Origin of the sequence: Diplocloster hominis (assembly GCF_032380655.1) — a bacterium.
Lineage (GTDB): Bacteria > Bacillota > Clostridia > Lachnospirales > Lachnospiraceae > Diplocloster > Diplocloster hominis.
In genome coordinates, this window is sequence record NZ_JAWDIY010000024.1 from 16,220 (window position 1) to 30,523 (window position 14,304).

The 14,304-nt window shown below is 47.5% G+C and carries 15 protein-coding genes and 1 pseudogene; 2 read left to right on the forward strand and 14 right to left on the reverse strand.

Annotated features, from left to right (window positions below):
- Positions 1-205: 205 nt before the first annotated feature.
- The 8 genes from ABC831_RS19005 to ABC831_RS19040 all read right to left on the reverse strand — a co-directional run bounded on the left by ABC831_RS19005 (position 206) and on the right by ABC831_RS19040 (position 8,184).
- Positions 206-1,435, reverse strand: a complete 1,230-nt coding sequence (locus ABC831_RS19005) for an MFS transporter (RefSeq protein WP_343249648.1) — start codon at positions 1,433-1,435, stop codon at positions 206-208.
- A complete protein-coding gene (locus tag ABC831_RS19010; RefSeq protein ID WP_343249649.1) occupies positions 1,432-2,277 on the reverse strand; it encodes a nucleoside hydrolase in 846 nt (281 codons plus the stop codon). The genes ABC831_RS19005 and ABC831_RS19010 overlap by 4 nt, the downstream gene beginning before the upstream one ends.
- Positions 2,271-3,284, reverse strand: coding sequence for a nucleoside hydrolase (locus ABC831_RS19015; protein ID WP_343249650.1), 1,014 nt, complete (start codon positions 3,282-3,284; stop codon positions 2,271-2,273). The genes ABC831_RS19010 and ABC831_RS19015 overlap by 7 nt, the downstream gene beginning before the upstream one ends.
- Positions 3,260-4,219, reverse strand: coding sequence for an ABC transporter permease (locus tag ABC831_RS19020; RefSeq protein WP_343249651.1), 960 nt, complete (start codon positions 4,217-4,219; stop codon positions 3,260-3,262). Before ABC831_RS19020 ends, ABC831_RS19015 begins: the two co-directional genes overlap by 25 nt.
- Positions 4,216-5,316 (reverse strand): ABC transporter permease, encoded by a 1,101-nt coding sequence (locus ABC831_RS19025; protein WP_343249652.1) that lies wholly within the window; start codon positions 5,314-5,316, stop codon positions 4,216-4,218. Before ABC831_RS19025 ends, ABC831_RS19020 begins: the two co-directional genes overlap by 4 nt.
- Positions 5,313-6,923, reverse strand: a complete 1,611-nt coding sequence (locus tag ABC831_RS19030) for an ABC transporter ATP-binding protein (RefSeq protein WP_343249653.1) — start codon at positions 6,921-6,923, stop codon at positions 5,313-5,315. The genes ABC831_RS19025 and ABC831_RS19030 overlap by 4 nt, the downstream gene beginning before the upstream one ends.
- A 16-nt stretch (positions 6,924-6,939) precedes the next feature.
- On the reverse strand, positions 6,940-7,977 hold the full coding sequence (locus ABC831_RS19035; RefSeq protein WP_343249654.1) for a BMP family ABC transporter substrate-binding protein: 1,038 nt from the start codon (positions 7,975-7,977) through the stop codon (positions 6,940-6,942).
- Positions 7,978-8,040: 63 nt separating this feature from the next.
- Positions 8,041-8,184 carry a hypothetical protein gene (locus ABC831_RS19040; protein ID WP_343249655.1) on the reverse strand — a complete coding sequence of 48 codons (144 nt, stop codon included), beginning with the start codon at positions 8,182-8,184 and terminating at the stop codon, positions 8,041-8,043.
- A gap of 235 nt (positions 8,185-8,419) precedes the next feature.
- Here ABC831_RS19040 and ABC831_RS26555 point away from each other — a divergent pair.
- Together ABC831_RS26555 and ABC831_RS19045 are read left to right on the forward strand one after the other, a co-directional pair.
- Positions 8,420-8,554 (forward strand): annotated as a pseudogene (locus ABC831_RS26555) (LacI family DNA-binding transcriptional regulator); the annotation flags it as partial.
- 30 nt (positions 8,555-8,584) lie between these two features.
- Entirely contained in the window at positions 8,585-9,439 is an 855-nt protein-coding gene (locus ABC831_RS19045) for a substrate-binding domain-containing protein (RefSeq protein WP_343249656.1), read from the forward strand.
- Positions 9,440-9,544: 105 nt separating this feature from the next.
- Here the strand turns inward: ABC831_RS19045 and sigF are convergent, their stop codons facing one another.
- From sigF to ABC831_RS19075, 6 genes are all read right to left on the reverse strand, one after another.
- Positions 9,545-10,258 carry an RNA polymerase sporulation sigma factor SigF gene (gene sigF, locus ABC831_RS19050; protein ID WP_158346443.1) on the reverse strand — a complete coding sequence of 238 codons (714 nt, stop codon included), beginning with the start codon at positions 10,256-10,258 and terminating at the stop codon, positions 9,545-9,547.
- Between the two features lie 12 nt (positions 10,259-10,270).
- On the reverse strand, positions 10,271-10,720 hold the full coding sequence (gene spoIIAB, locus ABC831_RS19055; protein WP_343249657.1) for an anti-sigma F factor: 450 nt from the start codon (positions 10,718-10,720) through the stop codon (positions 10,271-10,273).
- Between the two features lie 12 nt (positions 10,721-10,732).
- Entirely contained in the window at positions 10,733-11,068 is a 336-nt protein-coding gene (gene spoIIAA, locus ABC831_RS19060; RefSeq protein ID WP_158350212.1) for an anti-sigma F factor antagonist, read from the reverse strand.
- Positions 11,069-11,166: 98 nt separating this feature from the next.
- Positions 11,167-12,663 (reverse strand): tetratricopeptide repeat protein, encoded by a 1,497-nt coding sequence (locus tag ABC831_RS19065; RefSeq protein WP_343249658.1) that lies wholly within the window; start codon positions 12,661-12,663, stop codon positions 11,167-11,169.
- A gap of 89 nt (positions 12,664-12,752) precedes the next feature.
- A complete protein-coding gene (locus ABC831_RS19070; RefSeq protein WP_238722246.1) occupies positions 12,753-12,899 on the reverse strand; it encodes a hypothetical protein in 147 nt (48 codons plus the stop codon).
- A complete protein-coding gene (locus ABC831_RS19075) occupies positions 12,886-14,190 on the reverse strand; it encodes a bifunctional folylpolyglutamate synthase/dihydrofolate synthase (protein ID WP_343249659.1) in 1,305 nt (434 codons plus the stop codon). The genes ABC831_RS19070 and ABC831_RS19075 overlap by 14 nt, the downstream gene beginning before the upstream one ends.
- Positions 14,191-14,304: the final 114 nt, after the last annotated feature.

A 14,304-nucleotide genomic window follows, 5' to 3' on the forward strand; every position in this document is an offset into this window, starting at 1 on the left:
AAAGAAGAAATACTCTGAATTTCGTCCGGTTTATCATTTTATCCACTTCCTTTTCCATTCATTTGTTTTTTTCGATATTCTAAATGTAGTATGGCAGGATTTTATAAAAATATGTAATGTGTTAAAAAATCAAAAATAAGCCTGGCCACATGCTAATGCTGTGGCCAGGCTTATTCGAATGGTCTCCTATTACGGATGAAAGTTCTTATTCATGAAACGGTTTATATTTTTTATACATGACAGCAAATAAAATCAGTCCCAGTATTGGGAATACAGCAGTGGAACCGAATGCCATACGGTATCCGAAATGCTCTGTCAAAAATGCCGGTATCATGCTTCCAACGATCGCGCACAAGTCGGTGAAAAGGTAGAGCGTCGCAACCGCGGCCCCGGCTTCATCCTCCCTCACCGCTTTCATGGACGCGGACTGCAGCGCCGGAAGAGAACCGTTCTGTGCCAGAGTATAGAGTACGGAGGCAATGGCGATAGGCGCCACTGTCGCAGCCCCGCCCAGTATAAAACTAGCGCCAGCACAGCATAGCAAGCAGAAAGGCAGAACAGCTTTGAGTCCCTTCCTGTCATAGAAGAAACCGACCAAAAGGGTGGCCACCACCTGAAATGCACTATTGATGGAGAACCAGATCTCCGCACCTTTCAACCCTATGGAATCTGCGTAAAGTATTAGGATCAGGTTGACCGTATTCATCAGGATGGTCAGGAAAAATTTCATTACGCAGATGGGAATAATCGATAAGGCGACATATTTGCGAAGCTGGAATTTTTTCTTTGGCTCTTGATCTTGAACGATCTGTACCTTCTCCTCCTTTGCCTCTTTCCTGCTCCATTTAACGAAATACAGCGGAACAGCCGCCAAGGCCGCCAGTCCTCCGGCAAAGAACAGTGAGTAAGAGCCGCCGAATGTCTCATAAATATGCAAAGATACCTGGGGAACGAAAGCTACAACAAGGCCGGGAACCGCATTCAGGAGGCTCAGCCCTAAACCAGTAGTCTTTTTATTAAGAATAACGCCTCCCATCGCAGGAGTTGACGTGGTAATAAAACAAAAACCGATCCGTTCCAGAATTCTGGCCGCAAAGAACCAATATACGCCATGAGATAAGCCGATCAGTATAAACGCCGCCGCTTCGAACAGGTTTATAAATACCAGCCACGTTCTTTTATTTAACTTATCAAATCCTCTTCCGCTAAGTGGTCGGGCCAGAATCATGACTACTGTGGCCGCCGACGTGATCGTCGCCAGCATTGTCACCGATGCGCCCACATCATTCCCAAATTTGGATATGACAGTTCCCAATGCCAGGGTACCGGCGCTTCGCAGGCAGGCGTGTACCAGAACCAGAATAAAATTCATATTACATAATAGCTTCAGTGTTTCTATTGTACCCAGCTTTTTTTCCGCCTGTTTTTCACTCATACCGTCCCCCCTTCCTGCCCGTCTGTACCACCATTAGCCAGGCTTTCAAACTTATCGTAGTTAAGTTCCGTGACCAGTGTTACATTGGCCATGGCTTTATCGTTCAGGAGCAGATGTCCCTCTCCCTGGTTGAAATCCAGACACACATCCGCCCTCTCCTTTTGGGATCTTTTGATGACGTCCGGTTCCAAAAGATAAGCTGCGGTAAGAACACTGTAGCTTTGATACTGCCGGCACAATTCCAGTGGAAACATTGTAACAGGAACACCGGCGTTCAGTAAGATCTGCATGGCCTCCGGGTCACACCACATATTATATTCCGCATACGGAGTCACATCCCCCTCGTTTAATGCGCCGGCCCGTAACACAACTTCACAGATATGTCCGGCGATTTCAGGACGGATGCGGATGGCGCAGGCCAGGTTCGTGACCGGCCCCCAGGCCGCGACAGTGACCGGTTCCCTGCTTTGCAGGAGATTTTGAATCAGATAGGTAACCGCATGTATATCCGCTGTTTTTCCTGAGACAGTATCCAACTGTTCGTCAGGCCTGAGATCCATAGTCCCGGCATCGGCACAGGCCGCCTTTTCCGCCCCCAGATACCGTCCATATGACAGTGTTTTGGCCAGAGGTTCCCGGCATCCTTCATAGACCGTCACCTGTGGTTTCATTGTCCCACATACTGATAGCGCCCTGATTACCGCTTCGGATACCGGATTCTGGTATCCGGCCTCTGTTAAAACCGCACGAATACGGATCCCTTCTTTGCCCAATAATCTCAGTGCCTTATCATCATCCAGGCGCATGGCTGCATCAATTACCAGATTTTTTTGTTTTAACATGGTTGATATTCACCTACTTCCTCCGGTTTTACCGCTGCAAAATATTCATACATCATTTCAAACAATTTCTCATCATCTCCGCCAAAGGCAAAGTAACAGTTCTTTTCCTCCGTATAATATCTCTGGTCAATAATTGTCTGTCCGTTTGCAGGACCATCTGACAGGCTCACATCACACCTGCTTTTTCGGACATCCTTCAATACGCTTTTATCGATCACCGCGCATACCGCCAGTACGTCACATAAACATGAGATATCAGGTATCCTGCCCGGATGGACCTGGTTCTTCACTAACATCCTGTGCTCTACCAGATCCGCGGCAAATTTGGCCACAGGATTCTTCAGATTGCGGAAAGCCTCGAGATGCCGTCTGTTGACGGCGGCCTCCTCGATGGCATCCATTGGCACTAACAGTACCTCCGCCCCGCAGTTAATCACTTTTTCCGCCGCTTCCGGGTCATGCCATACATTGGCCTCCGCAGCACTGGATATATTTGTCTCGCGGCAGCCTCCGCCCATATAGACAATCTGCTCGATATTCTCTGCGATAGACGGATCCAGCGTCAGCGCAATTCCCAGATTCGTGGCCGGTCCTGTTGGAATAATCGTTATTTTTTCCTTCGCGTGTTTTAAATACTCCAGATAAAAAGTAACCGCATCCATTTGCTGTGGTTTTGACACTGCGGGCGCGATCGGAAGCTCATCGGGATGGTACCCGGTTTTTTTACCGTCGATATAGGCAAATCTTTTATGTACCGGCCTATCCCGGCTCGGGAAAAGACCTTTCACCATGTAATCTGCGCATCCCTGGTATACAGGAATATCGCGTTTGAGAAAATCCACCACCCGAAGGGTATTTTCGGTGGTCTGCCCAATATCTTTGTTGCCGAGGATCGTACAGATCGCCACCACGTCCAGTTTCTCCGATAGCACTGCCGTCATTATGGCCAGAGCATCATCCGATCCTGTATCTACGTCCAGGATCACCTTCTTTTTTTCTTGTTCCATCTAAAAACCTCCTTATTTATATATATTTTTTTCCGCGCTTTTCTTTTTAACAAAAGCTTAAACGCGGAAACCGCGGTCATACTTACTATAGTAAACAGATAGGGAATCATCAGAACGAATTCTGCCGTCAAACCCAACATCTGAAGAATATTCGCTAAGGAATCCGCTCCTGCGAACACCATCGCAACCACGGCCGCCATTACCGGCGAGGCTTCTGTAATGTTCATAGCCGCCATTCCGATAAATCCGCGTCCAGCGATCATATCTCTCGAAAACCAAGAGACATAGCCAAGCGACATATATGCCCCGGCAAAAGAAGCCATCATCCCCGATAGAAGAAAGGAAACCGCTTTTATTCTTTTCACATTAATCCCCACTGATTCGGCAGCGCCCGGTTTCTGCCCTACCGCCTTTATGCGTAATCCAAGCCTTGTTTTCTGCAGCAGGAACCAGACAAATAATACGCTCAAAAACGCAAAGTAGGTCAATATGTGATGTCCTGACAGCACCTCTCCCAGAAATGGGATGCGCTCCAGTACCGGGATGTGAACAGACGGCAGATCGATACTTCTCAGCTGCGTTGCCGTCGTGGACTTATTTCCAAAAAATTCATACAGCATAAATACAGTGCCGCCGGAGGAAAGCATATTGACGGAAATGCAAGTCAGATAAAGATCCGTCTGCAAGGACAGGACCGCATAGCTCACAAGGCCTCCCATGAGGGTCCCCCCAGCCAATGCTCCCAGCAATCCCAGAAATGCATTTCCGGTAAAACCGCTGGCCACCACTCCGGTAAACGCTGACATGAGCATCATGCTCTCCAGGGCCAGATTCAGAAATCCCGCTTTTTTGGAAATTACCGCAGCCATAGCCGCATAAATTAGCGGAGTCGATAACCGCAACACGGAAAATAAAAACATTTCCAGTCCATTCATCTGCCCTCACCCCCGCCCGGTAATTTTCCAGCCAGAGTTAATTTGGCCTGGCACAGCTTACTTTTATTTCTGGCTCTGTCCATAAAATGCTTTGCTGCTACTAAAAGAATGAGCATTGCCTGAATTATGATTGCAAATTCATAAGAGACATCCGAGGTGCGGCCCACAATATCCGCACCTGTGCGGAAATAGGCCAAAAATAGTGCAGCCAGCGGAACATACACCGGATTTTTACCGGCCAGAACCGCAATCAAAATACCGTCAAATCCATATTGGGTAAATTCTTCCCACTGGAATCTTTCGTACATTCCCAGGACTTCAACCGTCCCGCCCATCCCCGCCACCATACCGCCCAGTACCTGGGCTGCCAATGGCAGCATAAAGACGTTCATTCCGCAGTAGCGGGCGAATGCCGGTGATTTTCCGATCATACGGATCCGGTATCCGGCGGAGGTTTTTAAAAGAAACCAGGCGCCGGCCGCCAACACTGCGGCTGCAATCAGCAAGCCGGTGTGAATCCGGGTCTGAGGGATCAGATTTTGGAGCAGCGCTTTATGCGGTATTTCATAGGAAGCGTTATAAGACAGGGAGTGATCCTTCATCTTCATGCGCAGTATATAGCGAACCCCATAAAGGAGTATGTAATTTATCATAATTGATACGACTACTTCATTAATCTGAAATTTTTCCCGCAAAAATGCCGGAACAAATGCAATCAAACCTCCCAGAGCAGTTCCTCCACCGATCACCAGCACCAAAGAGCCTATATGCCCTACCGGAAGACGCTCAATGCCGAATGCGATCAGAACCCCGAAGCAACCGGATGCCAGGAATATCCCTTCCGCGCTCATATTAAAGCGGTCTACCGTATACATAAAGCACATGCCAAGACCCGCGAATACATACGGGATAGCCAGCTCAATGATATTTGCCATCCGTGTAAAGTTCTGAAACGGTCCTAAAAAGAAGCTGGCAACAGCACGGCCCGGCGTTTTGCTGATAAAGATCAGGATCACAAAGGCAGCGGCAAAAGCGATCAATATCGCCATAGCGGTCCGAAATAGTTCAAACAGAATATCCTGATATTTAAACTTCATAGTATCCCCCCGCCTACATCCTGATTATCAGGCATTTCATCATTACATTGTGTCATCTTCTCTTCACATTCAAATATCTCTTTTTCCGACATTTGCCTGATACCGAGCATATATTCACCCAGCAGCGTTTCACTTACCGGCTTACTTCCATCCAGGCATGCACAGATCCGTCCTTTATGCATGACCAGAATCCGGTCGCTCAGTTCCATAATCTCACTCAAGTCCGAGGACACTAACAGTATGGTGTACTGTTCCCGCCGGGCCAGATCATTTAAAGCCTCCCGGATAAACTGTGCCGCATGAACGTCCACTCCTCTTGTCGGCTGATCCGCCAGCATTATCCGACTTCCTGCCTGTGAGCATTCCCTGGCTATAATGACCTTCTGTATATTTCCTCCTGAAAGCATCCACAGCGGTTGTTCCGCATCCACACACTGTATCTGGTATCTGCTGATCAAATTCTGTACATATTGGTCTATCTTCTTTTTTTTCATCAGGAACCCGACGGCCGGCCCTTTTAAGAATGCCGTATTTGCCATAAGATTTTCTTTCACAGAAGAATAGACCGACGCGCCTTCGTTCATCCTGTCCTCAGGGATATGAGCGATTCCCATACGGCGAAGCTCAAGCACGTTTTTTCCTGTAACATCCCGGCCATGCATATGTATACTGCCCTCATATGCGGTATCCATACCGCTTAATAATTCTAGGATCTCGTGCTGACCATTCCCTTCGATTCCGGTAATTCCCACGATCTCTCCCTGACGGGCCCGCAGACTTATGTTCTGAAGCAGGGTCCTGCCCTTCTGACGGTATGTTAAGCCGCGGACCTCCAGCGTCAATGGGCCTGGTTTGCTTTTGCAATAATCTATTTTTTTAAAAGGTTCTCCGCCAATCATCCATTCAGATATTTTCCGTTCGCTCAGATTACCGATCCGATCCGCAGCCACTACTTCGCCATGTCTCATAATCGTGGCACGGTCGCAGATTTCCATAACCTCCTTAAGCTTGTGTGTAATGAATATAATCGCATAGCCCTGCTCTTTCAGGCCCCGCAGCTGGCAAAACAGCTCCTTGGTTTCCTGTGGAGTTAATACTGCGGTGGGTTCATCGAATATCAGTATCTTCACCCCTCGGATTAGCGCCTTTAGTATTTCTACCTTCTGCTGACTCGCTATGTTTAAGCTGCCGGTCTTTTCGTGAATATCTACCTTCAGCCCGTAACGGTTCATCGCACCGGCAACAAGCTGTTCCCCTCTTTTCATGTCCAGAATTCCATGCTTCATCGGTTCCATGCCCAACAGTATGTTTTGGCATACACTCAGTCCGGATGCCAGTTCAAAATTCTGCTGAATCATTCCAATTCCATAGCGCAGCGCATCATGCGGACTTTTCATCATCACCTGCCTGCCGTTTATATAGATCTCCCCTTCCTGACAGGTCTCAAGTCCAAAAAGCACTTTCATCAACGTTGTCTTACCAGCTCCGTTTTCGCCCAGCAGTGCATGGATCTCCCCCGCGTACACGCTGAAATCTACCTTTCGGTTTGCGGTAAAACCATTTTCATAGATTTTCACGATTTGCTTCATCGCGAGAACTTCTTCCATTCATAGCCCTCCCGCCTTATTCATTAGCCGCGTCCTGTTTATACTGCTGATATTCTTCCTCGGTCATTTGAAAATAAGTTTTTACTATAATTTCATTTTTCATTACCCGTTCCGCAAATTCGTCAATCTGCTTTCTGTTGGCTTCGTCCACCAGATTCATATAATGCTCATTTTCCGCTATACCGACACCGTTCTCCTTCAGGCCATATGCTTTCAAACTTCCCCAGGCAATATCCCCATCCCGGATCGAGCCAAACGTACCAATCACGGCGTCTTTTACATTCTTCAACATGGAGGTTATTATTACATCCGCAAGTTCCGGCTGATTATCCTTCAGCATCTCATACTGGTCTGTATCGACACCGATCGCATAGATTCCCTTTTCGGCCGCCGCCGAATAGACGCCGATGCCGCAGCCGGCCGCGATCTGAAATATGCAGTCCACCCCGGACTCGATCTGCATGAGCGACAGTTCTTTCGCCTTTGCCGTATCATTGAGACTGCCCACGACCGATATCGTGACGGTTGCATCTTCCCGGAAGGTTTTTACACCGTCGATAAATCCCACTGTAAAATCATTTTTTACGGGATATTCCTGACTGTTCACCAGACCGATCCGGCCCGTGCGGGACACCGCGGCAGCAACACAGCCGGCCAGAAACGCCCCTTCATTTTGTTTAAAGGTTATGCAATACAGATTCTCAAGCTCAACGTTTTCCAGCGGATTCACATCTACCATGATAAACCGGATACGAGGATTTCTTTCAGCACATTTCAATACATTTTCATAAAAGCCCGTATTACTGGTACTTACGATATAGTTCGTACCCATTGCAGCTATATCGTTAAAAAAGGATTCATATTTTGTCTGATCGGTTCCGCATTCAACTACGGAAGTGTCATATCCATATAATTCCCCCGCCTCCTGTACACCGGCCCATGTGTTGTCGGAAATCGACATATCACCCAGATTATTGGTGATAAATACAATTTTTTCTTTCTGACTTGTATCTGTGCTGCCGGCGCATCCAGTGAATGTCCATAACGTTAACATTATTGTACCCAACATCAAAGGCACTGCTCTCTTCGTCCTTTTTCGCATAACTGTCCCCCATTCTTATCTGCATGTTCCTTCTTTTTTGGTAAATTTTTTACTTTTATTTGATAAAATTTTTATCATTTTTTCCATTATTGCACAGGATTTATTTTTTGTCAATAACTTGTATTTTAAAATTTTCCCAACTTTTTCTTTCTCTCCCATTCACTTGAAGCGGATTACAGCAACCACATTAAGCTTATATGATTCCATGTTTTCACGATATATGAATCCATTTTGTGCGGCAGACACATTACGCTTATTCTTGACAAAGATAAAAAAAAATATTAAACTGTCTCTAGTGATTAAATTTTTATCATTTTACCGTTATGGCAAAATTATTCCATTCCATTATTTGATAAAGTGATAAAAACAAAAATTATTAAATGAGGTGTTCATTATGGGAGTTTCCTTAAAAGATATAGCAGAACGCGCTGACATGTCCATATCTGCGGTATCACTGGTTTTAGGCAACAGGCCAAACCGCATTTCAAAAGAAAAGCAAGAATTAATCAGAAAAATTGCTGAGGAACTGAATTATACCCCTCCACGCTCCGGCGGGCTGATGCCAAGACAAACCGACAAAACAATTGGCGTCATTCTGCCGGACTTAAAGGATCTGTTTTATGGCTCGATCGCTATGGCCATCACCAATATCTGCCGAACAAACGATTATAACATTATGATCAGCAGCACGGATGACTCCAAGGAATTTGATCTTTCCGACATCAAAGTTTTCCGTTCCCGCGGAGTGGATGGTCTTATCTTTTGTCCTTCTTCCAATTTAATCCCCTCAGACTATGAGGAATATTCAGCGGCTCTTCATACTTTGGCAAAGCCCGTGGTTTTTGTTGACCGCTATATACCCAATATCGGTTTCAGCGCCGTCACCATCAATCAAAGCCGCGGCGCTTACTATGCGATCAAACATTTACTGGAACTGGGCCATAGAAATATCGGTGTGATCGGCGGTTCAACACAGAGTTTTTCTGAGCGTTACTGCGGTATCGTAGCCGCCTGTGCAGAATACCTTCTCGATATGTCGCAGATCAATTTTTTCCCCTGTGACCTGACCCCGGTAGGCGCTTATGACATAGCCGAGACAGTCTTGTCTAAAGGATGTACCGCCGTCTTTTGCTATAACGACCTGATGGCTTACGGCCTCTACAAAAAGTATCATGAGCTGGGTATCCGCATCCCAAAGGATATTTCCATTATCGGATTTAACGACCTGTATTATTCCAGATGCTTTGAAGTCCCGCTGACAAGCGTCAATGTTCAGGGAGACCGGCTGGGATTTTCAGCATCCGAAAGAATTTTTTCCGAATTAGAGAATCCGAATCAGGATAAGCAAGTAATTCTACTGGAACCGGAAATCAGCCTGCGCAAGAGTACCAAGGCGCTTTCCGGACAGGTTTAAAAATAATCCTAACTGATTTGGGACATGTCCGATTTAATATGGACATGTCCCAAACTGAAATGGACATGTCCCAAATCAGTTTGGACATGTCCCCTTTTGACTTTTTTAAAGCTTGTCCCGCAGCTTTTGCAGGATCTTCTTCTCCAGCCGGGATACCTGGACCTGGGAGATTCCGATCTTCTCCGCCACCTGGGTCTGGGTCTTGTCCTCATAGTAGCGCATGAGGATGATTTCCCGTTCCTTTTCCGTCAGGGAATCCAGTAACTGTTCCAGCACCAGCTGATTCAATACCGCATCGTTCTGGCTGGTCTCCTCCTCCAGCTTATCGATCAGATAGATGTCACTGCCGTCCCCCTGATAGATGGTTTTGTAGAGGGACTCCACCTCCACGCCGGAATCCAGCGCCATGACGATTTCTTCCTGGCTGGCGCCGATCTCCGCGGAGATCTCTTCCAGGGTCGGCTCCCGGCCGATCTTATGGTTGAGCATTTCCCGGCATCTTCGCGCTTTGTTGGCAGTTTCCTTTAAGGATCTGCTCACTTTGATCATTCCGTCGTCTCTTAAGAATCTTTTGATTTCTCCGGTAATCATCGGAACCGCATAGGTTGAAAACTTTACATCGTAACTGATATCGAATTTGTCGATCGCCTTGATCAGCCCGATACTGCCGATCTGGAACAGGTCCTCCATCTCATGGCCCCGTCCCTGGAATCTGCGGACAATACTCCACACCAATCCAATGTTTTCTTCCACAAGCCTATCTCTCGCTTCTTTATCCCCTTCGTGTGATTTGACAATTAAAGCGATCGTATGCTCCATGAATTCATCCCTTTACTCTTCCTCATATTCGCTGTCCTTGCGTCCGATTTTCTTTTTCATGGAAACCTTGGTTCCCTTTCCCACTTCGGACTCTACCTTCAGTTCATCCATAAAAGCCTCCATAAATGAAAATCCCATGCCGGAACGCTCCTGCTCCGGAGCGGTGGTAAATAACGGCTCCATGGCTTTTTCCACATCCGGGATACCTCTGCCCTGATCGATGACCTCCAGATAGAGTTCGTCCTCACAGGTCGTACAGTTTATGGTGATTTTATGTATCTCATTGCCGTATCCATGGATGATCGCATTGGTAACGGCTTCCGATACCGCTGTCTTTACATCCGCCACCTCCTCCAGAGTGGGATTCAGCTGGGTTAAAAACGCCGCGACCGCGACCCTGGCGAATCCTTCGTTTGACGACCTGCTGTCGAATTCTAATTTCATTTCATTACTCTCCTTCATGGTGCTCCCCCTTTATAATGTTTTGGTTTCCTGTGGAAAGTCGTCATAGATATCGATAATCTTGTGTATGCCGGACAAGGTAAGAATCCGCCGGATTCTGGGGCTCACCGATACGGCCAGAACCTTTCCTCCGGTAAAATTCAGATTCTTGTAGCGTCCCATAATGACGCCGATCCCGGAGCTGTCCATAAAGTTCGTGTTGGAAAAATCAAATACGATACTCCTGATATTACGCTTTTCCATCATATTATCCGCACCCTTTCGAATCTCTTCCGCATTATGATGATCCAGTTCTGTCGGAACATGGATAATCAGGCTGGTATTATCCAGTTGAAACAATGGTGACATCTGTATTCCCTCCTGTCTTAAATTGCCGCTTTCGGTATCAACCGTCCTTCAAACCTTGAAAAAATGCACAAAAAGAGCGTGGCAACCCACGCCCTTTCTCATTCCTGTGTATTATCCGGCGGCTCCTCCCCTGTGTCCTGTGGAGGCTGCTGATCCGTGTTATCATTCGTCTGATTGTCTCCCGCCGCATTCCCGGCTGCGTTTTCGCCGCCGGCATTCGCCCCTTCCACCGGCGGCGTGCTCATATAACTTGCGGACTGCCGCGCCTTATTGGTGTTCGGGTACTTGTCATATACCTGCTGGTAGAACTTATCCGCATTGGCCTGATCCCCGGAACGGTCATAAGACCGCGCCAGATAGAACAAAGCATCCCCGTTGTGGACATCCGCGTTCAATTCAACGGCCTGCCCCAGATCCTGAATAGCCGCAGCGAAATCACCTTTTTTGTATGCGCTATAGCCGGTGGTATACAGCTCCTCGGCCGCCTTGGTGTTCACATCTGTCTGGATGGCGTCGTAGAGTGTTTTGGCATCCCCGGACAGCGAGGCGGCATCTACTTTCTGAAGCGCATCCGCTGCCGTCACGGTATCTTGTGCGCTGTACGCTGCATACGCGGCCAGCAGCTGTTCATAGCTGGTCACTTTTACATCCTGAGCCTGCGCCTGCTGCTTCGCCTCTTCTTCATTGGACTTTGCCGTGGCCAGATCGGTTTCCAGCTGTTTGATGTTGGCATTCTTGGTGGACAGCTGTTCGTTAAATTCGATCTCCGACTGATTGCTGTTGCCCTTCTCCGCCTGCATGCGGGCCGGAAGAACCAGGAACCACATAAGCGCCGCCCCCACCAGCAATCCGATTATGATATTAATCACCGTCGACATGCCGGAATTATCCTTGAACGTCTTCGGCTGTATAATCGTCTCATTTCCACTGCGGTAGGCTACCGAATCCTCATTCTTCGGCTCCTCCGGTTTTGGGTTCACCCCTTTGAATGCGTTCAGCTCTTTGACCAGATGTAACGTCAATGTATTGGCACGGTCTATTTTACCGGCTCTTCGCAGCATCCCCTCCGCTTTGCCGTAATCTTCATTCTTCATGTAACACAGAGCCAGCAGCTGATATGCTTTGACCAGCTTTGGATTCATGGACAGCACTTTTTTCAGCTGGATAACCGCCAGGTCGTCACTGCTCTGCTCACAGTACAAAAGCGCCTGGTTGAACTTCTTAATGGTGGTGTTCATGGTTTCCAGACGTCCCTGATTCTCCTGCAGATCGTTCAGAAAATAATCCGCCGGATTCTTCTTGGACTGAATATTCTTGCTGATGACCCACTGGCTTAAGGCCGCCACAGCCTCACCCATCTCATAGTAGATCAACCCCAGCAGATTCCTGGCCTGAACATGATTTTTATTATATTTTAACGCCAGATTCAGACTGGTCACAGCACCGGACAGATCCCGCACCTTCGCCTTTTCCAGTCCGTCGTTGTATAACGCATTGGACAATCGTATTATCTTTTTATATACTGATACATCAGCCCCGCAGTTCGTGCAGTAATCCACATCGGACAGGGTGCTGCCGCAATATAAGCATCTCATACTGTTTCACCTACTCTTCCGCGCTGCGTGCATGTCATATTTCCACATATTGAAAAGTCGCCGTTCAAATGTCTGAAAATCATTCTGCACTATCGTTCTTTACTTCTCGATTCCTTAAGCATTTCCTTCAAGATATCGGTCATATCCGTCAAATCCTGATTGCGGATCGCCTCTTCCGCTTCCTCAACCTCCAGACTCGGATGAAATTTCTTCAATTCTTCTTCAAAGTTCAGCATCGTACCGCCTCCTTATCACGTCTTTCAATTCACCAATCAGATACAAGGACCCGGCGCAAAACAGCATGCCATCGCCTTTTCGCACTATAGCTTCCTGAAACGCCCGCTCCGTATCCGGCACAGCCGTCACCTTCTTTGATGTCCGTTCCTCAAAGATACGTTTTAACTCATCGGATGGCACACCACGGCCGCTGTTAAGCTGGGTTATCACATAACTATCAAATAAATCTGCTTCAATAATGGTCTGGATCATTTGCGGATATTGCTTTTCTTTTACCGCAGAAAACAACAGAACTTTTGGCCCGCGCTCCTGGAATACCCTTACGGTTTCTGCAAATCCGCAGATACCTTCCACGTTATGTGCACCGTCCAGATACACATCCGGAAGGACCTCCTCCATACGCCCCGGCCATCTCATATTGGAAATTCCCTGCTGCATGGCTTCCCGGCTGATCTCATGCCCGGAATCTAACACTTCCAGAGCCTGTAATGCCAAAACTGCATTTCGGACCTGATAGGCCGCCGCATTATGCACGGTCATTCCAATACATCCATAATAACGACTGCAATAAGAAAAATCAACGGTTTTGTCAGTATTTAATAATTTTGTTATATTTTCATCATGTACCGGCCGGGTCGGCGCTCCCATCTTCACGGCCTGCCGTTCCACCACGCGGGTCACCGCATCCTTCGACGCGTCATAGACCACGGGAACTCCTGCTTTGATGATTCCGGCCTTTTCCGCCGCGATCTCTTCAATCGTGCTGCCCAGCCACTCCATATGGTCCAGGCTGATGGAGGTGATCACCGTCACTACCGGGTCTTTGATGGCATTGGTTGCGTCCAGTCTGCCGCCCAGCCCGGTCTCCAGCACCCCATACTCCACATGGTTCTCTTCAAACATTACCATAGCCATGGCAAATAAATACTCAAAAAAAGTCGGATGCGGCATTCCCTCCCGCTGCATAGCCGACACCGCCCGGCCCACTCTCTCAAACGCGTGAACCAGCTGTTCATTTTCCACATTCTTACCGTTTATCTGGAACCGCTCATTTACACATTCCAGATGGGGGGACGTAAACATTCCCACGGAATATCCTGCCGTGCGCAATACAGAATTAAGATAGGCGCAGACTGATCCCTTTCCATTCGTCCCCGCCACATGTATCACCTTCATCTGATCCCCGGGATTGCCCAGATTCTGAAGGAGTTTCCTCGTATGGTTTAAGTCATTTTTCTTCGTAAATTTCGGTATATCTAAAAGATAAGACACTGTCTCTTCATATGTCACTGATACTCATCCACCTTTTTTATCCACACCCATTATACCTGAATCTCCTTTTATTTCCAACCTAAAGTTTTTAACATCTTTAGACAATTCTCGCAGGATGGCGTTTTTCATTTC